The 24,823-nt window shown below is 31.5% G+C and carries 19 protein-coding genes and 1 pseudogene; 8 read left to right on the top strand and 12 right to left on the bottom strand.

What is annotated here, in order from left to right; all coding sequences use genetic code 11:
• The coding region (locus AP058_RS00660) for a DUF5977 domain-containing protein (RefSeq protein ID WP_066305620.1) at positions 1-4,356 on the bottom strand (4,356 nt) is incomplete at its 3' end.
• Positions 4,357-4,394: 38 nt separating this feature from the next.
• Positions 4,395-6,044: a T9SS type A sorting domain-containing protein gene (locus tag AP058_RS00655; RefSeq protein ID WP_066305618.1), complete on the bottom strand. Its 1,650-nt coding sequence runs from the start codon at positions 6,042-6,044 to the stop codon at positions 4,395-4,397.
• A 1,573-nt stretch (positions 6,045-7,617) separates the two neighbouring features.
• On the opposite strand from AP058_RS00655, the gene AP058_RS00650 reads away from it, so the two are divergent.
• Together AP058_RS00650 and AP058_RS00645 are read left to right on the top strand one after the other, a co-directional pair.
• On the top strand, positions 7,618-8,199 hold the full coding sequence (locus AP058_RS00650; RefSeq protein ID WP_066305615.1) for a TetR/AcrR family transcriptional regulator: 582 nt from the start codon (positions 7,618-7,620) through the stop codon (positions 8,197-8,199).
• Positions 8,200-8,242: 43 nt separating this feature from the next.
• Positions 8,243-9,034: an SDR family NAD(P)-dependent oxidoreductase gene (locus AP058_RS00645; RefSeq protein ID WP_066305613.1), complete on the top strand. Its 792-nt coding sequence runs from the start codon at positions 8,243-8,245 to the stop codon at positions 9,032-9,034.
• 166 nt (positions 9,035-9,200) lie between these two features.
• Here the strand turns inward: AP058_RS00645 and AP058_RS17275 are convergent, their stop codons facing one another.
• The gene (locus tag AP058_RS17275; protein ID WP_369815119.1) at positions 9,201-9,407 is read right to left on the bottom strand and encodes a MerR family DNA-binding protein; all 207 of its coding nucleotides are present in this window, start codon (positions 9,405-9,407) and stop codon (positions 9,201-9,203) included.
• 57 nt (positions 9,408-9,464) lie between these two features.
• Complete coding sequence (locus tag AP058_RS17270) at positions 9,465-9,563, bottom strand: MerR family DNA-binding transcriptional regulator (RefSeq protein ID WP_082706522.1); 99 nt, start codon at positions 9,561-9,563, stop codon at positions 9,465-9,467.
• A gap of 102 nt (positions 9,564-9,665) precedes the next feature.
• Between AP058_RS17270 and AP058_RS00640 the strand changes: the two genes are divergently transcribed.
• The 3 genes from AP058_RS00640 to AP058_RS00630 all read left to right on the top strand — a co-directional run bounded on the left by AP058_RS00640 (position 9,666) and on the right by AP058_RS00630 (position 15,039).
• Complete coding sequence (locus AP058_RS00640) at positions 9,666-10,301, top strand: NAD(P)-dependent oxidoreductase (RefSeq protein ID WP_066305609.1); 636 nt, start codon at positions 9,666-9,668, stop codon at positions 10,299-10,301.
• A gap of 1,257 nt (positions 10,302-11,558) precedes the next feature.
• Positions 11,559-13,946: a TonB-dependent receptor gene (locus tag AP058_RS00635; protein ID WP_066305605.1), complete on the top strand. Its 2,388-nt coding sequence runs from the start codon at positions 11,559-11,561 to the stop codon at positions 13,944-13,946.
• Positions 13,947-13,956: 10 nt separating this feature from the next.
• On the top strand, positions 13,957-15,039 hold the full coding sequence (locus tag AP058_RS00630; RefSeq protein ID WP_066305604.1) for a PepSY domain-containing protein: 1,083 nt from the start codon (positions 13,957-13,959) through the stop codon (positions 15,037-15,039).
• Between the two features lie 398 nt (positions 15,040-15,437).
• Here AP058_RS00630 and AP058_RS16550 read toward each other — a convergent pair whose 3' ends face one another.
• Positions 15,438-15,677, bottom strand: coding sequence for a transposase (locus AP058_RS16550; protein ID WP_082706521.1), 240 nt, complete (start codon positions 15,675-15,677; stop codon positions 15,438-15,440).
• 156 nt (positions 15,678-15,833) lie between these two features.
• On the opposite strand from AP058_RS16550, the gene AP058_RS00625 reads away from it, so the two are divergent.
• Entirely contained in the window at positions 15,834-16,376 is a 543-nt protein-coding gene (locus tag AP058_RS00625; protein WP_066305602.1) for a YfiT family bacillithiol transferase, read from the top strand.
• A 231-nt stretch (positions 16,377-16,607) separates the two neighbouring features.
• On the opposite strand, the gene AP058_RS17035 is transcribed toward AP058_RS00625, so the two are convergent.
• Positions 16,608-16,889: a hypothetical protein gene (locus AP058_RS17035; RefSeq protein WP_255357064.1), complete on the bottom strand. Its 282-nt coding sequence runs from the start codon at positions 16,887-16,889 to the stop codon at positions 16,608-16,610.
• Positions 16,890-16,981: 92 nt separating this feature from the next.
• Here AP058_RS17035 and AP058_RS00615 point away from each other — a divergent pair, with 92 nt between their 5' ends.
• Together AP058_RS00615 and AP058_RS00610 are read left to right on the top strand one after the other, a co-directional pair.
• A complete protein-coding gene (locus tag AP058_RS00615) occupies positions 16,982-17,827 on the top strand; it encodes a type IV secretory system conjugative DNA transfer family protein (RefSeq protein WP_082706524.1) in 846 nt (281 codons plus the stop codon).
• A gap of 181 nt (positions 17,828-18,008) precedes the next feature.
• On the top strand, positions 18,009-18,401 hold the full coding sequence (locus AP058_RS00610) for a hypothetical protein (RefSeq protein ID WP_066305595.1): 393 nt from the start codon (positions 18,009-18,011) through the stop codon (positions 18,399-18,401).
• On the opposite strand, the gene AP058_RS00605 is transcribed toward AP058_RS00610, so the two are convergent.
• The 6 genes and pseudogenes from AP058_RS00605 to AP058_RS16935 all read right to left on the bottom strand — a co-directional run.
• A complete protein-coding gene (locus AP058_RS00605; protein ID WP_066305593.1) occupies positions 18,355-19,008 on the bottom strand; it encodes an SOS response-associated peptidase in 654 nt (217 codons plus the stop codon). The two genes, AP058_RS00610 and AP058_RS00605, sit on opposite strands and share 47 nt — an antisense overlap.
• 70 nt (positions 19,009-19,078) lie before the next feature.
• A complete protein-coding gene (locus tag AP058_RS00600) occupies positions 19,079-21,745 on the bottom strand; it encodes a UvrD-helicase domain-containing protein (RefSeq protein ID WP_082706520.1) in 2,667 nt (888 codons plus the stop codon).
• A 168-nt stretch (positions 21,746-21,913) separates the two neighbouring features.
• Positions 21,914-22,174, bottom strand: coding sequence for a hypothetical protein (locus AP058_RS00595; RefSeq protein ID WP_066305589.1), 261 nt, complete (start codon positions 22,172-22,174; stop codon positions 21,914-21,916).
• An 11-nt stretch (positions 22,175-22,185) separates the two neighbouring features.
• Positions 22,186-22,533, bottom strand: coding sequence for a hypothetical protein (locus tag AP058_RS00590; protein ID WP_066305586.1), 348 nt, complete (start codon positions 22,531-22,533; stop codon positions 22,186-22,188).
• Positions 22,534-22,577: 44 nt separating this feature from the next.
• Entirely contained in the window at positions 22,578-24,395 is a 1,818-nt protein-coding gene (locus AP058_RS00585) for an ATP-dependent helicase (protein WP_066305584.1), read from the bottom strand.
• Positions 24,395-24,823 (bottom strand): annotated as a pseudogene (locus tag AP058_RS16935) (ATP-dependent endonuclease); the annotation flags it as partial. The gene AP058_RS00585 and the pseudogene AP058_RS16935, both read right to left, overlap by 1 nt.

Here is a 24,823-nt window from a genome sequence, read left to right as displayed (position 1 = left end):
AGCAATACTATAAAAAGTACAGTTACCAGAACTATTAGCATTAGACTGCCCATCGATGTTAAATTTGGTAAGACCTAGAGAATCTGCATCCTCTTGTGAAATTAAAGAGGCTGCAACTCCAGCTATTTGAGTGTAACTAACACTGGATCCAACTCCGCCTGCAGCGCAATTGTAATTAGTAAATGAACCCGCTCTAGCAATACTATAAAAAGTACAGTTACCAGAACTACTAGCATTAGACTGCCCATCGGTATTGAATTTGGTAAGACCTAGAGAATCTGCATCCTCTTGTGATATTAAAGAGGTTGCAACTCCAGCTGTTTGACTGTAACTGACACTAGATCCAACTCCGCCTGCAGCGCAATTGTAATTAGTAAATGAACCACTTCGAGCAACACTACTAAAAGTACAGGTTCCATTTGCATTGGCATTGGTTTGCCCATCGGTATTGAATTTAGTAAGCCCATTCGAGTCTACATCAGCTTGTGAAATCGAAGAGGTTACAGCTCCTAACGCTTGACTATAAATCACAAGTGAACCAACGCCACCCGCAGCACAATTATTTCTAGTAAAAGAACCACTTCGAGCAATACTACTAAAAGTACAAGTTCCATTTACATTAGCATTAGACTGTCCATCGGTATTGAATTTTGTAAGACCTTCAGAATCTGCTTCCTCTTGTGAAATCGACGATGTTACAGCTCCTACCACTTGAGTAAAAATTATAGTTAAAGTAGTACCTCCTTCGTCACAGTTATTTTTAGTAAACGAGCCACTGTAGGGAATGCTTTTATACACTTTACCAATTGTCGAAGAATTATCACTACAATCGATAGTTTGTCCTTTATAATTGTAGCAGTATCTTTGTAGTATGTTTAAGTCTTTATCTCTTATGAATTTTAATCTGCTAGACGCATCATATTCATAAAAAGACGTCAAACCTTTTGTATCTGATATACTCGTAACTCCAACTAAGGGATTATAGGTATAGGTAGAAATAAAAGCATCTTGAAAAGAATTTCTTAATTCACTTAAACCATTTCTTAATAATTGTTCATCGCAATTATCAAAAGTACAATTATCATGGTCAGCATTTGAAAGGGATTGTAAGTTTGTTATCGATTGCTGAGGAATACTAGAGTATGTCACGTTCTCAAGCTTTGCAATAGGTTGCGTCTTAAAGTAGCCCCAAATAATAGCAACTGGAATTCCTGCTTCCGTGGTATATTGCAATAAATTACCTTGATTATCATACATATCATATGTAATCTTTTTTTCTAGATTTCCGACATTTGGAAGGTTTATTAATTCATTTGGAAATTTAGCTTCATAAATATATTTCGGTAATAGTAAGTTGTTTGGAGAACTTGAAATATCATATGTTATCAATTTTTCGCTTAATTTCACGCCTCCTTTGTAAAGTGTTGTTTTTAAGGGAGTTTTTATTTTGTTTTGATTGATTAAGTCATCCCTTAGCGGTTGGTTGAACATTGCTGAATCAAGAGCATAATAAAATTTAGTTTCAATATTATCTTCTGCAGAGCTAATCTTACTTTGAGAAGTCATAAAATTATGGTTTGATGCTGTAAAGTTATTTTTTGTTATACTCGTAAACTGCTTTCCTGCAAAATAATCTATTTCTGTAACTTCTGTTCTTGCTCGAATTATACAGTGATTAAAATACTGTTCAACACTTAATTTTCCTTGAATATTACAAATAAGCGTATTACATAATCCACTAAATTCTTCTACACTATTATACACATGTTCAAGATCCATGAGAATGAATTCGGTTCCATTATCTATCCCTAGCTTGGTATTATAATTTTTAAATTTTTGACTTGAAAGTATAGCATATTGATAAGTGTATTTTTTAAGTGGAGTATATTTCGAATTTTCAAATTTAAAAATAGTTGTTTCTTTAACCTTACCATCATTCCATTCGTTTGGATTGGATCTAGTAGTGTTTGTCAGATATTTTCTATGAATCAAAACAGGTTGACCTTCAATACCATCATTTACTATATATTTATTTTCAATGCCACTTCTATCAAGAAGAATAGTAGATATGACATCATAATTGACTCTTTTTCCACGTGCTGCGTAAGCAGTTGAATAATTAGTTGATCCAAACGTAATGATATTATTACAATCAACATTAGTTGATTGTGAATTTCCAGTATCAAAGCATGATGGCTTGGCACAATCAAAATACCACGGAGAAAAATAAAAATTATGGTGAAGGGATGTTTCTTCAGTATTCAATTGTAAAATACCATTGTAAGTATATTTTTTCTCATTATACTTCTCATTGTTATAATCATAATCAACGATGCTAGAAATCCTAGCACCACCGTAATTTACTAAGGTCGGTTCGAGAACATCACTAGAATTATATTTAATGTCTATACTACCACGTATATTATTTAATTTAGTATCTACACTATAGGTCACACTATACTCATTACCAGAAATTGTCCTAGTAGGTGCAAAATGAGGCTTATTTTCAAATAATAATTCTGCATCATCCGATTTAAAATTTTCATTAAAATCGATTTTTAAACTGTACAATATTTCACCAGTAGTTATATTTTTAATTACGATCGCATGTCTGTCATGAAAGTCATTTACAGTTACTCCCGGACATAATTCAACACTAGTGGATGCATATAAATTTATTGGAGAACCATTAGAAATAAATGTAAGAGTTTCTGAACTTTCCAGGTCCGTCCCTAATGGTTCACATTTTGTGAGACTTAAATCAATGTTTTTAGTTATCCATTTTTTTACCCTCTTCTGTTCTAAATCGATATTATTTTCATAATTAACAATTGTATAACCTTTAGTGGGGTAGATAATTTTATTTAAAACACCATATAAAGATTTTACTGGATTTACCGCTCTATTTGCTTGGTTTATAGTGTTGGGAAATTTTTGCTTCATGATTGTTTTATAGATATTATCTTCTTGACCATCATAATCCACATTTAAAAGAGAGCTAACATTATTCTCATTGTTATAGCCATAAACATCTTGGCTGTAAGACAATCTCGGACTCAATTGATTTATATTATTATATTCAAAATCTTGAAAACTACCATTATTAAATACTAGCCTTTTTAAAAATGCCCTCGTACTGTTTACTACCGTATTTGGATTGGGGACGTTAAAAGAATTACTGATTGAATATATATATTCAAAATTGAAAACATCAATATCAGTTATTCCATTGTTTACTGTTATTGATTGAAGTAAATTACCCGCGTAATAATCGTCTCTTTGATTCAAGTAATTAAATTTCAAATTAGAACTCCCAAAATCAATTTGTTTTAATATTTTGGCATTTAGACTTTTAAAATTTGTTTGACAATCAGATATAATTAAAGGATTTGGGCATCCATAATTGTAGTCATCAATTTTATAAGTAACACTTTGTGAATAATCAAAGGGATAGTATTTAAAGGTATTCTGGTAATGAAAATTTATAAAATTTTTGTTGTTTTCAACGCTTTTAAGATACCAAGTACACGGTATAGGCTTATGATAATTTTTAGCACAATCTCCTGTTATTTCAGAGCTTTCCTCAAATTCAAATTCACCACCAAATATATATATTATCCCATCAGGAGTAACAAATCTAAACTCAACAAATGACTCTGTTCCATTTACATTCTTTTTAAATGTTGCTTTTATTCCATTGTCATCAGTATCTAAGTAAATTTGACCATTATCAATATAAAAACTGCCACTGTAACCATTAAAATTAAAACTAAAGACATCCTGTTCAGTATCCAATTTATTGTAATAATTTGCCCCAGCTGAATTATACGTAGTGTTCCACAGGTCAATAGCTTTAGATTTTACGTTTGCTAAATAATAGGCATCATCATAATCCCCTTCAATAATATCTCGTAATTCCTGAGCAGTTGGTCTATATTTTATTGTCGAATTATATTCATCAGGCTCGTCTTTAACCACTCTTGTTATCATTCCTCCAGATGATAAGTTCCAGTTTATACCTACAAGTCCAGCTACATCATTGACTTTTACACCATCTGTATAATAACTTAAAGAAATTGGCATATTTATTCCTCCATGATTGATACTGTACAAAGGAACAGCATACGAAAATCCTCCACTATTACCACTAATTTCGAGGCCTCCATATTTTGTGAAATTGTAATTATCTATTGACGGTGGTAATACATTAATTTTTTCCTGCTGAGCATTAAGATTGTTAACAACGATTAAAAAAAGTATTAAGAAAGGGCATCTTAATTTATCAATAAAACTTGTTTTTAAAAAAATTAATTTGTGCAAAATATTTTTATTTAATCTTATCTTCTTGTAGTTCATTTCTGTTTTTAATAATAAATTGCAGTACAATTCTAAAGTTAGTTTGACGATTTAATAATTTTAACGGACTCTGTTTTTACATTTGTTTTAATTTGTACAATATAAAATCCATCAGGATACTGACTTAAATCAAATGGAACAGTTCTACTTGATATTTCAAAATTTTGCAATATTCTTCCCGTAAGATCTATAAGTGCCGCTGAACCGGTTTCAAATTCAAATCCAATTACAATATTCGTGAATGGACGAGCTGGATTGGGTATAGCCTCAATTGAAGCTTTTACTTTCTCTACTTTCTGCTTGTCCTTTAATTTTACTACCCAAAAATCACTACCGCCAACATTTGAATTTTTATCTTTTGACGACTTTGAGTTGGAAGTACCTGCCATAATATAACCTCCATCCCTGGTTTCCATTAACTTTCTTAAAATATCTTCCCCACTACTTCCTACTGTTTTATTCCAGATTTCTTCGCCAGTATCGTCAATTTTCAAAGCGATGTAATCATTAATACCATCTTTGTCAATGCCCATGCCTGCTTGCTTAGCAACATCACTGATCAACCCTCTTTTAATTTCTCCTTTGGAGTAACCACCAATCAAATAACTACCATCAGTATTAACAACAAGTGAGGTTAAAATATCTGCTTTTCCAAAATCGAACGTTTTGCTCCAATCAATCTCGCCAATTTTGTCAATTTTTAAAACCCAAAAATCAATTCCATCGTTAACTGTCCCTCCATAACTAGTTAATGATTTTGTACTGTTTGAATTTCCTCCTACAATATACCCCGCATCACTTGTTTGATGAATAATATATGGCTGATCATCTCCTTCTGCACCATAAACATTCTGCCACTCTATTTCCCCACTACTATTTATTTTAATAATCCAAAAATCACCAAGCCCTTTATTATTTTCAATCTTGTCACCAGATGCCGGTGAATTAGAATATCCAGCTAAAATATATCCCCTATCTGAAGTTTGTTCCATGCTTCTCAGCACTTCTGTATATTTACCTCCATATGTTTTTTGCCATTCGATATTTCCTTCCTTATCCAATTTTACAATCCAATAGTCCATGTTTCCTCTACTTTCTTCTAATTTGGAATAAAGATCAATTGATAATTCTTGAGATACTTTTTTTGTTTTATCTAGTGTTGGACTAGAGTTAGATGATCCCCCAAGCATATAACCGCCATCTTTGGTTTGAAAAGCACGTAGTAACTCATCTTGACCAGAGCCTCCAATTGTTCTCTGCCATTGCTCATCACCTTTAGCATTTAACTTGACTACCCAAAAATCCAATAAGCCTTTAGAATCTTCTTTTTTATCTGAACCTTTAGCAGAATTAGAGGAACCAGCTAAAATAAATCCTCCATCAACGGTAATTTCTATGCTTTGAAGTACGTCATATCCATTACCACCTATGCTCTTTTGCCAATCAAGATCTCCTTTCTCATCCATCTTCCAAATCCAGTAATCAAGATTACCGTTATTATCAGAGGTTTTGTTTCCAGATTTAGTAGAAAGTGAACTTCCTGCTAGAATAAAACCATAATCAGCCGTTGGCTGTGCATCAAACAAGTAGTCTGCATTTGTACCGCCATAAGATTTCTCCCAAAGTATTTCTTGGCATTGACAGTATAACGGTAATAAAATTAAAAATAGAAGGTAATTATTCTTCATAAAAATTTGTTAATTATTTTTTATAAAAATATAAATAATTTTTGATTTATCGATGTAAAGCAATAAAAGTCGACTAAATACATTTTTTTATAATTATTTAAATTAAATATAAGTAAAATCTTACTTAAATTATTGATATTTTTAAGAACCGTATTTATGACAATGAGCATATAAGAGAAGTGTTTGGTAACTACGTTCAGAAAAACATTCTGTACTTTACTTTGAAAATTATGCACATATCAAAATTCAACATAGAATTTTAAAATAGAATTAGGGGAGAAAATTTTACTGGCAAAACAAAATTCATTTTGTTTAAATGAACATCATACAGTGTAAAAAACTAAGAAAGTTGAATTGAAGTGTAACGGAAATTTATATTGAATTACCATTTTAGTTGATAGTTCCAAGTTAAGTAATAGTGTCAAAAACCTAAAGTTTATATATTTAGTTGCATGATTTGTCCTTTTGGGTTCACCACTGCCAAATGGTGCCATCTTAGTATTAACTTGTTTTTGCTTGATAATTTAGGACATTCTTATAAAGTAGTATCCCTAATCGCTTAGCCCAGATAGCAGCGAAATCCTTTTGTGCTGGAGTTCGGCAAAAAAGATTGGAGCGTATAGCGGGAAAAGCTCCTAAAAAAAAATCTATACAATTGATTGTGCTCACCACTACAAATTAAATTCCGGCAACAACTCTTAACCCGTTTAACTTAACACCGTATTATTAAAGCCTCATAGACTCTGCCCAATTTTAAAAATATAAAAAACAGCCATCAAACGAACGTAATTATCTGCACTGTAAGCATCTTCTAAATTTAAAAGATGCAGGTCTTTATGAAATTGCTGAGCTATGTTGCATCCCTAAAAACACGAAAAATCCTGTTTGAATTAACGTATTTTACTATAATTGTTAAGAAAACACTCAAGTTTTTTCAAAGACCGACATTACGATATATCAGTTTGAATCCGCCCATCCGCGTCTTAATACGGCAAAAATAGAGTTAACTACACAAGAATAAATGAAAGTAAATTTGAAAACAATTGCTACTTTAATAATTATCTCTTCTGTGGTTTGTCTAAAATCATTTGCTCAAGCTGCTGGAAAAAACGGTCAGCCTGACCACCACTTTCCACTTTTTATTGACAATTACAATTTAATAATAAATCATCTTTTGAATTCGTTCCTATTACTATGAAAATTAGAATTTTATTATCATACTATCATTTAATAAATGTACTATAATTTACTGCTCACTTTAAGTTGGAATTGGGTTGTCCTTATAGCTAAAATTTACAAAGATACAAAAGCAACACTAATACGAGCTTGATTATCTGCAGAGATAGCATCCTATAAACCTAAAAGAAACAGCTAATTACGTGAAATTTAAGAAATATGTTCCAGTCCTACAAACACAAAAAATCCTGTTTTCATTAACGTATTTTACTTTATTAGTAAGAAAAATAACGTTTTTTCACAGACTGACGTTACTAGTCATGTAAAAATAATATATCTAAAATTAGTGGTCAGAATTGAATTTTTTTCTATTTTTGTAACGAACACTACAAAACAAATGAAAGGACGACCAAACATATTCAAAGACAGTGAAATCATTTTGAAAGCCCAAGAGATATTTTGGAAAAAAGGATATAACGCCACCTCTCTATCTGACCTAAGTAAAGCCACAGGTGCCGGAGCGGGAACCTTATACAATAAATTTAAGGGCGGAAAAAAAGAACTATTCAAAAAATCACTTCAACAGCGAAAAAAGGATTTAAATACTTTTAAATTAAAAATAGAGAATAGTGATAATCCGATTGAACTGATTAAAGAATTTTTTATTAGTATAGCAACTGAACCAAAAAGCAGCCATTTGAGAGGATGTATTGTAGCCAATACAATTGTTGAAATGACTTTTGTAGATGATGAACTAGAAAACGAAGCTATTGAAATTTTAAAAGAAACGGAAAAACTATACACCCAAACTATTCTTAAAGAACAAAAAAAAGGAAATCTGACGTCAGAAATTCCTGCTGGTGTTTTAGGAACATATCTTATTACTGTTTGGTGTGGCATCAACACGTTACGAAGAGTTTATCCTGATAAAGAAATTTTAAGGATACAAATAGAACTACAACTACAACTAATCAATTGATTTTTTTTGATTATTTATTTAATGAACATTACAATACACAAATATGGATTTAAAATTAAAAGGAAAAAGAGCATTTATTAGCGGTTCAACGCAAGGCATTGGTTTCGCAATTGCTCAACAGCTCTTGGAAGAAGGCGTTAGCGTGACTATAAACGGAAGACAAAAGTTAAAGACAGAACAAGCAAAGAGTAAATTGCAAAATCAATTTCCTGATGCGGATATCTCGGCAATAGCTGCTGATTTCGCAAACAAAGAGGACATTGAAAATCTACTTCAAAAACTGACAGATATAGATATATTGATAAACAATGTTGGAATCTTTGAAATGGAAGAATTTCAAAATATACAAGACAAAGATTGGTACAAATATTTCGAAATAAATGTAATGAGTTCTGTTCGACTGTCTCGAAAATTATTGCCCAGCATGCAAGATAACAATTGGGGACGCATAATTTTCATTAGTAGCGAATCTGGTGTAAATGTACCTGAAAATATGATTCATTACGGAATGACAAAAGCAGCTATTTCTGCAATAGCAAATGGATTATCTAAATTGACTAAAGGGACAGAAATTACAGTTAATACAGTTTTGGGAGGACCAACATATTCCGATGGTGTTGCAACAGTAGTGGAACAAATTGCAGGAGCTCAAAATCTTGAAATTGAACAAATGAAAGATGTAATTATTCAGCAATCTAATCCACACATTTTATTGCAACGATTTATTAATCCAAATGAAATTGCAAATTTAGTATCTTACTTGTCGAGTCCTTTATCGATTGCTACAAACGGAGCTTCTTTAAGAGCAGACTCAGGAGTATTAAAAACAATATAAATACTACCGCTAACACCGTATATAATTTATTGCTAGTATAGCCTGTTTACGCAAATCCTCCCGGATTATCTATTTGGTTCGTATTTTCCAAATTAGGCACTTAAAACAACTAACTATCTATATATAAACACGTTAGCGATCAGTCAAATAAAAACTGTGCTAAAAATTAACAATCACCATTTTCAATCACAGTTATTGCATTGAGAAGAACATTTTTGACATTATTGAACTGTATTATTTTTGCATCAATTTGGTCGATTTTATCGTTTACAATTTTAATTTTCTTCTCAATGCTAATCTTATTATTGTACCAATTATCTAACAAATCTCTTATTTCAATAAGTGTAAATCCGACTTCTTTAGCACCTTTTATAATTTCAATTTTCCCGATACTACTTTCATCATAATTTTTATAGTTATTCGTTGTAACTTATACATCGGTTACACCTTCAAATAAACCATAGTTTTCGTAATATCTTAATGTATGGATTGGTAATCCAGTTCGTTTGGATAATTCATTTATAAGCATAAAATCTATTTTTTGTTAATAACTTTTCAAAGGTATGAAGTATACTTCATACTTTGTAGTTTCAAATATCGTCTTTAAATTTGTCCATACAAAATCTAAAAAATGAAGAATTTAGCAATAATCGGAGCCACGGGTTCAACAGGGAAAGAATTAGTAAAATTGGCAATTCAAAAGAATTATAAAGTTACGATTATAGCAAGAAAACCTGAACTACTTAAACCAACCAAAAATACAAAAATTGTAAATGGAGATGTAACGGATTTAAAAAGCCTTGTAAATGCACTCGAAAACATCGATTTTGTCATTAGTTGTTTTGGACCAACAAATCACAAAAAAGTTGGAAATCTAATGTCTCTAGGAACAAAAAACATTGTTGAGGCGTGCAAAAAAAATGAAATAAAACGTTTTGTATTTATGAGCGGATTTGTTCAATCGGACAGTAAAAACTTTTCGATTTTCAATAGATTGGCAATTAAATTATTGCGTATTTATTACAAAGAATCGTTTGATGATAAAATAATTGCCGAATCCTCAATTCAGAAAAGTAAATTAAACTGGGTTATTGTTAGAGCCGTTGCATTAACTGATAAAATTCCAAAAGGCGAATACAAAGCAGGAACTGACCTTAAAGTAAGTCCATTTAATGCATTAACCTATGGAGATTGCGCTACATGTCTATTAGATGCAATAGAAAAAACCGCATGGACTAACACAATAGTTAATGTCGGAAAAAAATAAAGTGAATAATTGATGTTTTTAGAACATCAGTAAAACTAAAGAAAGAAGTTGAGAAAGTAAATTTAATTCTGAGTGAAACTTTAGAACAATCTCAATGGAATTTTTACCTCGAAGACTGTGATACTATATTGCGTATCGACTGAAAACTCTACAAACTCAAAAAATGAAAAGACAGCTATAAATCTCTTCTTTCTAATTCTCAGAACTGATGAGCTGTTTGCTTTTGCACATAAACAAATACATGCGCAAATAAATCCAACAACTCATCCAGAAACTGAATTAATCATTTGTGTGTAAGCGCAAGAATTGGTTGCAATATTTAGAAGAAAAAACTCCTTCAAATTATGACATTGTACCAAGTTAACTTTGCTGATCTTTTTGTAAAGATTGTATTTCGCTTACAAGGTCTTTACATGCTTTTTTTTTCTTTCTTTGTCCTTATTGTTTTGGTTAGATCTACTCGGTGTTGGCTTTTCGATTTCCTCCATTAATTTCTAACGCTTTTGTCAGATCTGATACATTTGTTCTCGTATAAATTAATTAAAAACTTTATCTTAAATTTTAAGGATTATATTTAAGATTATCTCTTGACTTTGTAGGATTGCTAAGTTAGCATTTCCAAATTTTTCACTGACTAATTCACATTCCGAAAAACAGATGACTACTCAACAAGACATATGCAACAAGAGCTTGTACGACAACCTTAACAATAGATCAACTTCTAAAGTCTATGTACGAGAATCAAAAAATAATATTTCCATAAAAAAACTTCGCTTCAATCTTTGCAAACTAATTGATAAGACTTATCATCACAATTAAAATTTGGAAGCTCTAGTTGTACAGCTACTAGCACCCGCTTTCAATATTCTTTGTTGCTTTTTTTAATAGCAAAGCTTACTATTTCAGTAAGTGTTTTAGTTGGCCTGACACTGGCAATAATTTCTAATAGTAGCGTCATAAGTAAACCAGCATGCCACCATTTCTCGCTATGAGAGCAAGAACATCACACTATCCTTTTTTTTTACTGAGACTTATATGCTTAATTAGTACAAAAAAAAGCATTATTTTACTTTAAGCCATAGTCCAATCCATTAAGCAAATTATTTTTTATTCCATACAAATACGGCAGACCTTAAACCACAAGCTAGCCAGTGCACCAATTCTCTACTGCTTAAAATAAACTTAATTTTCCTTTGCTACCTTTCTTTTTAGTTTTACTTTCGCGCTTTATATTTAACGAATCTAAATAAAGATAACATGAAAATTATTGTTTTAATTGCTACTGCACTTTTATCACTTCAGGCATTTTCGCAATCAAATCTAAAGGGCAAAATTACAGACCAAAATAATCAAACAGTCATAGGAGCGGTTGTCCAAATTAAAGAGTTAGGGAATAGTACTAGTACAGATGTTTCTGGAGATTATTTGTTGTCTAATATAAACGAAGGTACCTACTTAGTTAGGATTGAAATGCTTGGTTACCAAACTATACTCAAGAGAATTGCGTTTGATGGTAGTAGTTCAGTAACATACAATGTTATTTTATCAGATGACATAAGCCGTTTAGATGAGGTTGTAATTTCTGCCAGTAGGCACTCCGAATACTTATCCGAAATACCAGCTTCTGTAACAGTAGTTGGACAAGCTAAACTCCAAGAGTTTGCTAAATCTACTTCAAATATTAGTGAAATACTAGAATTTACAGTACCTGGTTTAGCAATGTCTTCAGGTACTTTTTCTAACTGGGGACAAACATTGCGTGGGCGATCTTTATTAGTTATGGTTGACGGTATTCCTCAATCGTCACCTTTAAGAAATGGGCAATTAGGTATAAAGTCTATTACTCCTAATGACATTAGTCGCGTGGAGGTTATAAAAGGAGCTACTTCTATTTTTGGTAATGGTGGCAACGGCGGTTTTATTAATTACATTACTAAAAAACCTAATTCTATCAAAAAGATTGAAGGCTCTACCAATGTTTGGGGTACATCTAATTTAGCTGAAGCAAGAGATGCATTAGGCTTTGGAGTTTACCAATCCTTTAAAGGTAATTTAGATAAATTCAGTTATTATATTAGCGGAAGTTATGAAGAAACGGGCAATAAATATGATGCTAAAGGTATTCCGCTTTTACCAACATATGGATTTGATAATTCTAAAATCTATAGTACACTAGGAAAGATTGAATATCAATTAGCTGAAAATCAAAAAATAACCCTAGGAGGTAATTTTTATAAATCGATGCAAAACTCTCCATTTATTCCTGTAGCTGCAAAAGTTGAAGTTTTTAATAAAGAAGGAGATTATACTATACTAGCTGGATATGGTGAAAAGGGGACTATTGAGGGAGAAAAAGCTAATGGTTCGATCCTTGGTAATGGACAATTGACCTATAATTTAAATAATATATTTTCTGAAACCACAGACTTTCAAACTGATTTGTATTACCAAAATACGGAGAACATTTTCTTTTATTCTGATAAGTTTGAAAATGGAGGTCAATCTGTAATAAACGCAGAAAAATATGGGTTAAGACCAAATTTTATCACGACGTTGTCAAACAATAAGGCGGCAAATATTACACTTACGTATGGTGTCGATTTACTAAGAGATAAAACCAATCAAGGACTATTAGATGGTAGGTTATGGGTGCCTAATATCGAAATGACTAGCTGGGCACCTTACGCACAATCTACCCTTAAATTTAATGAAAAATGGGTCGTTAAAACGGGTTTGCGTTATGATGATATAAATATGGATATTGCTAATTATAGTACTTTGCCGTATTCTGGTAAGAGTGATGGTAACTTTACCCCGTCTGTAGATGTGCAAGGTGGTAAACTAAACTTTAATAATCTCGCCTTTAATTTTGGTGTACGATATATTGAGCATCAAGAATTTATACCCTATGTAAGTTACTCACAAGGTTTTTCAATTGCAGATTTAGGTTCTGTATTACGCTCTGCAACAGCAGGTAATATTAATGATATTCAGTTAGAAGCTGCAGTAACTAAAAACTATGAGTTTGGTTTTTTATCTAAATTTAATACCCTCAAGTTTGAGGCTGTTGGGTATTACAGCACCTCTAGTTTGGGTACTGGAATTGTTTTTGTTGATGAACTAAATACTTTCCAACCTTCTAAACAACCTCAACGTATATATGGGGCAGAGGTTGCTGTAGATTACTTTACGCCAAACGATAAATGGCAATTTGGAACCTCTTATTCCTATGTGGAAGGTACAAAATATAATGTTGGAGATGAAAACAACGTAAGCTATTTGGGAGGGGATGTCATCGCTGCTCCAAAATTGACTGTGTATGCAAACTGGAAACCAATACCAAAAGTAAGTACTTCGATTAGAGTTACCAATTCGGGAGACAGAGAGAGGTTTGATCCTTTTTTAAATGCAAAAACTAACAAATATGAATATCGACATACTGAATTTCCAGTAAGTGGTTATACCTTAGTTAATCTTTCTTTGGCATACCAGTTAGAACCTAATTTGTCTGTATCCTTAGCGGTAAATAACTTGCTAAATGAGTACTATCTACCTGCAAGATCGCAATGGGCATCCCCATTAAAAACATTTACAGGAGCTGGCGAAGGCGCTAACGCTAAGCTAAGTTTACAATATAATTTTTAATTTTGTTTTGATGGCTTTAGGGAATATGGTGCGTAAGATTCATCTTTGGGTCGGTATTACATGTGGTTTAGTAGCTTCGATTTCTGGTATTTCTGGTGCTATGTATGTGTGGCAACCAGAACTCAGCGCAGCTCTTAACCCAGAGCTATTAAAGATGAAAAACATAGATAATTTAGAGGACGCCGTTTTTTTCAAAACGGCAGCCTCTTTAACAGTAACGCACTCCGATAGTATTAGCAAAATTTTCTTGCCCTATAGAGAGCAGCAAACAATTTCTATTGCATTTAAAAACGGAAAAACGAATTATTATAATTCAGAAAATGGTCGTTTTTTGGGAGAAAAGTCAACTTCAATTTTGTTTTTTGAAGATCTATTAAAATTTCACCGTACCCTTTTAATTCCAAAAATAGGCAAGTATGTCACTGGCACAAGTACTATTATTTTCCTTTTAATGATATTGCTTTCGGGTATTTACATTTGGTACAAAACCTACAGCGCTAACCTAAAAAACGGGTTTAAAATTAAATGGAAGAGTAAGAAAAAGAAAATCAATTTTGATCTTCATAAGGTACTGGGTATTAGCTTTTTTATCCCACTTTTAACAATTGCTTTTACCGGTGCCTACTTTACCTACAATTCCTATTATAAAAAGGCGCTGTCAGTACTGGATAGTAAAACAATTCTTAAACAAGAAACACAAACTAACAATCCCTCATCCTTGTTAGCGATTTTGTCGAATTCCGATAAAAGCTATGCCTTGCGTGCCATATATTATCCTAAAGATGCGAATGACAACTATAGATTTCGGTATATTGAGAGTAGATTTAAAACGCAAGGACTTAGAAAAACCAAAGAACTTACAGTCAGCACAAACCTCAAAACAGTCTCTTTAACAGATTACAAAAATGATGCTACTAGCAACCGTATAGCATCTCAATTTTACCCTGTACACATTGGTGAAATTGCAGGATTATTTGGTAGGACTCTTGTTTTCATCTCCGGTTTAATTCCCATCACATTGTATATTACAGGCTTTAGAATCTATCTTTTTAAGAAGCGAAGGTCAAAGAAGTTACTGGTTGACGGCAATTAATTGTCGCAGCTAAAACTCAGAATTAACAGAGTTTTTTAAAAATGGAAACTGCCCTGCTCCTATCACAATTCTTTTATAATAAACGGTTACATACAGGAGATTAACATATAATTCGTATGCTCCTAAAATACAAAATATGATTCTTGAAGCTTTAAACTCCTACTGGAAAAAACGGTCAGCCTGACCACCACTTTCCAGTTTTTAATGACCATTAAAATTTAATAATCAAAATTCTTCTGAATCCGTTCCTATTACTCTAAAAATTAGAATCTTATTGTTATACTTTCATTTACTAAATGTACTATAATTTACTGCTCACTTTAAATTGGAATTGGGTGGTCAATGTAACTGGAATTTGTAATACTATGATAATTAGGAATTATTGCACACAAAAGCCATTACAATTCTATATTCCTAACACATTCTTTTTCCAGTTTTCTATAACTTCGAAGTCCATTGATATAAACGTACAGATACAATTTAAGAAAAATTCTTGTATCAAAACTGGGACGACCTTCGGATCTGATCCTTTGAACCGAAAAACACACTGTCTCTAAAGATAAAACTGATACAAAAGCATCTATAAATCGAATAGGATTTTCTGAAGAAATAGTATCTTCTAAACTTGAAAAACACATTCGATTACGCGATATTGCTGTAATGTCTTGACATCATTAAATATGCAACTTTTCTTCCTTTTACTAAAATAATTTAACTATTTTTGAAAGAATGAAACAGAAGTTTTTTCACAGACTACCGTTGGCGGTCAGGCTAAAAAACAGAGGAGAAAAATAATGCAAATAGACATAGAAAAACTAAAATTTCCGATTGGTAAGTTTGACAAATCAACGACAATCACGAAAGACATTTTAATAATGTGGATTTCTGACATTTCAACATTTCCAAAAAGACTTTCAAGCGAAGTTCTTACTTTGACAGACAAGCAACTTAATACACAATACAGATACGACGGTTGGACGATAAGACAAGTCGTTCATCATTGTGCTGACAGCCATATGAATAGTTTAACCCGTTTGAAACTTGCATTGACAGAACAGCAACCAACCATAAAACGATATTTTGAAGAACGTTGGGCTGAACTTCTTGACACGAAAAGTATGTCTATTGAACCTTCATTGAAAATTATAGAAGGAATACACGAAAGATGGACAGTTTTATTAAACAATTTGAAGGACGAGCAATATGCTAGAATTTTTATTCATCCTGAACACGGAAAAACTTTTAGAGTTGACGAGAATATAGGTGTTTATGCTTGGCATTGTAACCATCATCTTGCTCACATAACTGAAACAAAAAAACGAAATAAATGGAACTAGATACTAACATCAACTGAGAGAAAGAAGCCCGCACCGCTAACACAAGTCTCGCACAATTTACTAATCAAGTGGAATCAACGTTTTTTATCGTATTTTCGTTCAGCCGAAAATACTCGTCTTTGTAAGTCGCAAACTGCGCTAGGCACGAGAACGTCAGGCTGTGAAAAAACCTGGGTTTTTCACTTTTTTACTTTTTCACTTTAAAAACACTCTTGTAAACTTCAATACCTTCTATCTACGGTACGCTATTTTTTTTGCTGCAATTAGTGACTCATTTGCAATAATACCGTTATGAAGGGTATAATAGGTCTTTTTAAAACTAAAACAACCTTTAGTTTTATAAGGTGATTTCCATTTCTTGATTTTATCTATTAAATCGGGTTCGCCTAGTATATTTATGGAGCGTTTGATGTTGTACACAAGCATAATTAAACTGTATTCGCCATTTACTTTGTCAAGTCCCGTTAAATTAGAGTGATTGTAACCCCATTGTCTTTTGATGGTTCCAAATATATATTCGTTTATCTCCTGTTGTTTTTAGCTATTTCATCTAAGTATTCTTGGGTTCTTTCTTCGATATAAGCCCCGCTTATCTCAACGATGTTATGGAACAATTAGAGGGACAAATAGCTTCTGCAAAAATAGCGATGGCCAGACTATCCTCTCCCCAACTCTGCTATGTTTTATCTGGTAATGATTTCACATTGGATATCAATAATCCTGATAATCCTAAGATTGTATGCATGGGTAATAATCCTCAAAAAATACAAATATATGGAGCTGTTTTGTCGCTGTATGTAAACCGATTGGTAAAACAAGTGAATCAAAAAGAAAAGCAAAAATGCAGTCTCATTTTTGATGAATTCCCAACCATTTACCTCAATAATATGGACAGCCTGATCGCTACTGCTAGAAGTAACAAAGTAGCCACTTGTCTCGGTATCCAAGACTTTAGTCAATTACGAAAAGACTATGGTCGGGAACAGGCAGATGTCATTATGAACATTACTGGAAATATAGTAAGCGGTCAAGTTACAGGCGATACCGCCAAGCAACTTTCTGAGCGATTTGGAAAGATTATGCAGGATCGCGAAAGCTTATCTATCAATAGTGGTGACACTTCCATCAGTCAATCCAAACAATTGGAATATGCGGTGCCTGCATCCAAAATTTCTGCTTTAAGTTCTGGCGAATTTGTCGGTATGGTAGCTGATGATCCTGATTGTAAAATTCAACTGAAATCTTTTCATTGTGAAATACTCAATGATCATCCTGCACTGAAAAAAGAACAAGATTTGTACAAGGAAATCCCGATAATACGCAAACTGGACAATGCTGTTATTCAACGTAATTATTTGCAGATTAAACAAGATATTCAAGATATTATACACTCAGAAATGGAACGATTACTTAATGATCCAGCCCTAGCATATTTAGTAATTAAAAAATGATTGATTTTTTATATGAATAAATCTTAATTTCTTTTAAAACCCTCCTTGACAAAATGGTTTCTTTAGTATTCAAAATTAAGTCCATCACAACATATTATCATAGAGGAAGTTGTTCTTTAATTTCTTAAATTTACTTTTCTTGCTACTTAAACAATCACAAATCTATAATTCAACAATATAAATGGAATTAAAGTTTATAGACTTAGGACTAATTTTAAAAGCTGATGATTTAGAAGTACCTGAAACTTTGCAAGATGAAACATTGTTTATATCTGTAAAGCCATTTTTGTTAGCCTTATTATCTAATGATATGTGTCCGATTCATCATTTTGGTCATGCACCTGATAATACTGCGGACGGTCAAGATGAATTATTACATCATGGTACTCTAATCAGAATTATTGTTGATGAGAAGTACGTTGGTGTTGATTTAGAATGCAGTAAGCAGGAAATAGTAAAGGCTTTTTATCACTTGGTTTCTAACTATCAGCCTGATTTTTGTATGATAATGGAAGAAAATGGAGCAACTAAAAAAGAAACAACTGTTGAGCTTCTGTATCGGGAGGTGTTTTAGTAGCTACTAAATCTACCGAATAGGGTAATGCAAATTGATTTATTGGCGCCAGTTCTAACCATTTTTTTTCATCTTCTGGATGCAATATAATTGGCATTCTTTTTTTGATGTTATGAATTTCAGCCATCAAGGGATTGGCTTCAGTAGTAACCATTGTATAGGTCTTTTTTATTTCTCCTGTGTTTGTATCTTTCCAGCTGGAATATAAACCTGCAAAAGCAAATAGATCTCGATGACCAATACCAATTTCATATTTCACTTTATTTTTCCCTTTTGAATCAAGCCATTGCCATTCATAAAATCCATTAGCAATAATCAAACATCTTTGATTTATTACATCACGGAAGGATGGTTTCTCAGAAAGGGTTTCAATTTTAGCATTTAAAGTCATTGTTTTAATATCATCATCTTTAGCCCAATGTGGTATTAAACCCCAATTATAATGTTCAATTATGTCAGGATGTTCATTAGTAATAATTGGTGTTTTTGGAAAATCAAATCCATTGATATGCTCGCTTGGTGCAAAAGAATGTTTGTCTTTGATTTTTGCTTTAAAACGCTTTTCAATTTGTAAGGCAAGTTTTGTTTGAATGGTATGAAAACACATAACGTTACATTTTATAAGTGTGAAGTTAGGTAATAAATTGGTTGCAGCGGAGTTCGTATTGTTCTCAGCATTATTGCAATTTTATAGTTTTCTTGCATTTCGGATAATTGGTACATCCTAAAAAGTTCCCATATTGTCCGGTGCGCTTTGTCATAAAACCACTGTTACAGTTTGGACAAAGGAATTTATCTTGTAATATGTCAATATTGCTAAATGTTTGATTACAATTAGGGTAATGGGAGCACCCTAAGAATTGAGAACCACTTGCTGCATTTTGTCTTATGACAAGATTTCCTGTTTGGCAATAAGGACAATTTGTTGTCTGAAGGACTCCATCATTATTAGTTACTAAGTACTTGTTATCTGTTAATAATTCTTCCGCAAATAAAGAAGACTCTTCTGGAATAAGTAATACCACCTCATTTTTAGTTCTTGTTAATGCCACATAAAATAGCCTACGTTCCTCTGCAAATCTATATACTTCAGTATCATTAAGTAAGAGTGATAAAATAGGGTCGTCTGTCATCTTGTTGGGGAAACCAAGTAAATGATTACGAAGATTTAATATTATAACATTATCTGCTTCTGTACCTTTTGACTTGTGTACGGTTAAGTATTTTATATCAATTCCTTCGAAATCCTGTACTTCTAGCTTCCCTGTTTGTTCAAAGTATTTTATCTTACTATTTGGAGTTAATTTAATCAAGTCGTTTATATCAAAGCTATGTCGACCTAAAACTAAGATTGATTTATTGCCATATTCATTTACAAGTATTTTTATTTGATTTATGAATATTATTTCAATTTCTGATGGCTTGTAATAAACAAATTTAACTGGCGATTCCAAAGGTTCTTTTTTAGACTTCGGTTTTTTTGAAAATTGCTTGTCGTTTTTTAATATGTATTTTGAAGTTATATCAATAAGTGATTGTGAATTTCTGTACGTCTGCTCAATCAATAATTGTTCATACTTACCAACATACTTTTGAAAGTTACTAAATAAAGAAATGTCGCTTCCTGCAAAACGGTAAATTGATTGCCAATCGTCTCCAACACATACTAATCTTGCGCCTGATAAATCCCTAATTTCTTTAATCAAATTAAAACGAGAAAATGAGATGTCTTGATATTCATCAATTATTATGTACTGATAAGTGTATGCGGGTTTGTTTTCTAGAACAGCATCAGTAGCACTATTGATCATGTCATTGAAATCGATCTCAATTCTTTCTTTTAGGGTATTGTCATATTTTTCAAGAATTGGAAGCACAAATTGTAAAAACATTTGTTGTCGTTCCACCATAAAATGTGCTTGGTTTATGGTTTTTTCTGAAAATAAACTCAGTAGTGAACTATGGTTTAATCGTCTTGATTTGCTTAGATTTATAAAGCTCTCAATTAGTTTGTTTATTTCTTTGCCAAAATTCTTGCCATTATCAGATACTTTTGAGTAGATATTTTTTGCATCTATTGGTTTAAAAACAACATTTTCAGCTTCCAACATTTCACGTAGTTTGTGTAATAAAATGTTGTCTCTATTGTAATAGGAATAGGTTTCTAATAATTTAGTTTTGTACGTTTTATGTGTTTCTCTTTTTAACTGCATATCCTCTACATACTTTTGCTCATTAAATGGAGTAAGCCATTTTGCTCGGTCATGTTCATCTACACCAAAATGTTCTAAATAAATGTCATAACCTTTTATAAAAAAATCAGGACGGTACATAGTTTGTCCATGTGGATAAGGTTTTTCATATTCATATTCGATACCGTTTAAGTATAAAAAATTGGCTATTATTAGTTCTTCCACACTTTTTACTTTTTCGCCTTGCATGGTATCAAGTTTTGATTGTGAAACTATATTTAAAGGTTCACATTTTGATTTTAAAGTTTGAAAGTCAATTCCTTTTTCTGTGTCTAATTTTTCGCCAAGTGAATTGAATTTGTCGTATTCTTCTGGAATGTTCATATAGCAAGCTACATATTGAATATACGATTGCAAAGCTTCTACATCATTAAAAATATCTGTTTTTAAATAGGATTTTATTACTCCGCTTAAAGTGTTTTCATTTGTTACTGCCGGAATGTTTGAATGATATTTTTTGATTGTACTATACCCCAGTTTATGAAAAGTTGTTGCTTCTATACCAAGTTCAATTTTATTTAACCGTTCGTTTAATTCTTCAACAGTTTTTTTTGTAAATGATATTAATAAAATATGATTAGGATCAATGTTTTTCTGTTCAATTAAATATTGAACTTTTCCAATGATTGTTAGTGTCTTGCCAGAACCTGCACCAGCAATAATTAAATTTGAATATTCGTCTGTTATTACTGCAGTCCGTTGTTGTTCATCTAATTTTTTTTCTTCAATATTATCGAAATACTGATTTAATTTTTCTTTTTGCGACTGGACATAAGTTAGGTTATATCTAATTATAAAGTTGTCAAAATCTTCGAAAATATCATTAAATCGCTTAACAGTATCTTCTTTTTTGTAAAAATTAGTTTTGTTTTTAAAGTACTTACCAACTGTTGCATATTGTGTTTTTATTTGATCTCGTTGTACCCAAGTAACGTAGTCATTTAACATTTGAGTTAAGTCAATAAATTCTGTAATTAGATGTAAATTAATTAAGTACTCACTTTTCTGGTATTTTTTTCTTTCTAACGATTGTAGAAAAATAAACACTAAAAACAGCACTGTTACCGAAATGACAATAAGAGTTACTATCATATTTTGTTTTGCTTTTTAGACTTAGTTTTAGCTCTCACAGAAGGTCTTGGCGCTAGCCGAGGTTAGGCACATGCGAAGCCGAGTATTTTAGGCTTAACGTAAATGTAGTAAAAAAACGCTAATTCCAATAAATCCCCAATCTTGTCAAGCTGTTATAGACAGTGCTTATTATATGTGAACAATTTTAAATCCTAAATTTTCAAGATAATTTTGAGCCATATAGGTCTGAAAATTTCTAGGATTAGGATTTAATTCGCTCCCATTTGCGTAAAGATTTCCCAAAGAGATTAATAATTTACAAGGATATAATTCATTTTCATATTCTAATGCCCATTTTTTAGCTTCTCGAAGTGTTGGAGTCCCATCTTTTTTTATTTTCAACATAGCTTGAAAAATATGCTCTCTTTTTATATTACTAGGTATTGGCATAAAAAAAATGTTTAAAATGTTGTAGCATCAAAAAAAAAGACAGTTTCTTCTTCAATCTCGTAGTTGTCAATATCTTTATTATATCTAAAAGGGATAGGTTTTTGATTTTTTAATATAATATTGTCGGAGCTTTTTGCATCCTCACTAAAAATTACAAATACTCGGGTCGTAACTAGTATATTATGAACGTAAATTAAATCTCTATCATTTTCATCTTCAACAATTTCGTAATTTTGAATTTGAACTTGTTCAACCGTATCAACAAGTCTATGTTGTCTATTTTTAAAACCACTTTTGAGGATTTTATTTATGACTTCTAGTAAATCAGTTAAAATTTTTTTTTGTTCTTTTTCTCTCATAATATCTTACATTTTTTTAATACGGCCCTTAGCAGTAGTGCTTATTACAATTCATCTTCTTTTATAATTCTTATTTTTTCTCCAAATTTTTTTTTAAGTTCTTCGTCTGTTATTGATTTCGGGAATGCAATTGCTAATAAATGCTTTGGTCGAGATAATGCTACATAAATTAGTCTCTTGTTTTCATCTGGGAAAACATTCTCGGTATTCGAAATGTTTTCAAAAGTGATATTATCTTTGTGTTTCTTTTCATTGAAGAAAACTAGAATTGAATCTAATGTTTGGCCTTTAACTTGATGAATAGTGGTTATAGGTATATTAAGTGTTGAATATGATTTTTTAAAGTGACTCTCCACACTTTCAGTCAATGTAGATTTTTCTAAATATGTTGACTTTCTGTTTCTTAAACTAAAGTCGATGTCAGAAGTTAGATTAAGTTTTTTCTTAATGAAAAGTTGAGTTTCAATTGTCCAATCTTTTATTGTTTTAGTAAAATCGGGTAATTCGTCTAAAACAGTTATCATTAAAGAATTAAAATTAGGGTCTAAACTTTTTTCTTTCTCAATATCTTTTAATTTATGATAATCTGTAATTTCGGAATAGATTAATGAAATACAAACACTTCTGATATCCTTTATAGCATTTTTTAGATCGCCACTTATATAAAGATTTTTAGCAAAAATTATGTTTTTTGGTAATTGAATTCCCCAAGGTCTTTGTTCGGATTTCTTACCTAATAATGAATCTTTTAATGAGTTTCCTCGTACAACAATGCAACTATTGATGTATTTGTTTTTAGCACAATAATCGTCATAATGCTTTATTATTAATTGATGATTAGTAGTTGAATATTTATAAAGTACGATAGATTCTTCTAATTCTTTACAATCTAAACTTTTGATGTTAGAATCGTTTTGTCTCCTTATTTTTGAGAAAACATCAATTATGCTTTGTGGTGAACGTCTATTATCTGTTAAATCGAAAGACTGCCAAGTTTCATCCGTATCATATTTCCTTAGAAATTCCTCAGGTTTAGCATCTCTCCACTGGTATAAACTTTGATAAGGGTCTCCAATTAATTCAATATTTTTTAATCCTTGTTTTATTAATTCCTCAAAAATAGCGTGTTGCATTAATGAGTTATCCTGTGCTTCATCGATTATGATAAAAGGAAATCTTAAACTAAGCCATTCACAAATTTTAGGATTATTTTTTAATAAATGAAGAGCGATAAAAGCAGAATCGCTAGTCGAGATAAGTCCTTTTTTAAATTGGGTATTCTTGATTAGTTTACAATAGTTATCGAAGCTAGTTTTTTCTACTTTTTCAAGTGATGGTTTATTTCCATTGATTGAAAAAGTTCCATTTGGCTCAATTCTTATTTCGCTTGGAGGATATAAATGAAAAATACTTCTATTATTTTGCGCTTTGTATTCTGCATTATTAAGAGGTCTTAATAAGCCTTCCAATGTTTTTCCATTCTTAATATAAGTAGTTTTCCACATATCATTTAAGATGGTTGTGTGGTCAAGTATCTTTGGTCGGTTAAAATCACGATTAAGTAAATTGTAAAATGGCAGTGTTATGAATTTATTTATGAAACTATCTATGGTTGATACATGATTTGGAAACTGAAGTGATTTACCACTCATTTTTTTATATGCTTCATTAATTTCATCTTTTGCAGAATTTGTAAATGATAGGCAAGCGACACCTGAATGGTCTCCAATTTCTTTTAGATTTTCTAAATCTAAAATCTTTTTAGCGATGGTTGTTGTTTTGCCACTACCTGGGCAAGCATTTAAAATAATTTTCCCTCTTGCGTTTAGATAAGCTAACCGTTCTTCATTTAAAAAATACATTACAATCCATTTTTTAAATGATTAAGTGCATTTAAAATGTATTTTGGCACTTTAAATGAGGCTTTTGCATCTGCTAAATTATCAAGTATATGAATTGAAAAGTCTTGAGCAAATTCTGCTTTGCTAGGAAATGTTTTCCATAAAAGAATTGAAACTTTCCTTCTTTCTTCATCTGCCATAATATCATTTGGCAAAGTTGCTAAATAAGCAATGATTTTATTTACTTTATCATTTTCAATTAAGTTAATATATTTCACTAGAAAGTTTTCTTTAAAATTTCTTCTGTCATTATGTACATTGTGTACTGCTATTTCATATTCTAAAGTTTTAAATGATTCAAAAATTTTGATGTTATCAGAACTGTTTTTTACAGACTCTCTATTTAATACATTTTCGACAACTAAATAATTATGATTTGAGTTGGTTGT

It is taken from the genome of Flavobacterium sp. TAB 87 (genome assembly GCF_001529295.1).
In the GTDB taxonomy this organism is placed as follows: domain Bacteria; phylum Bacteroidota; class Bacteroidia; order Flavobacteriales; family Flavobacteriaceae; genus Flavobacterium.
This window is presented reverse-complemented; position numbering and strand designations above follow the sequence as displayed.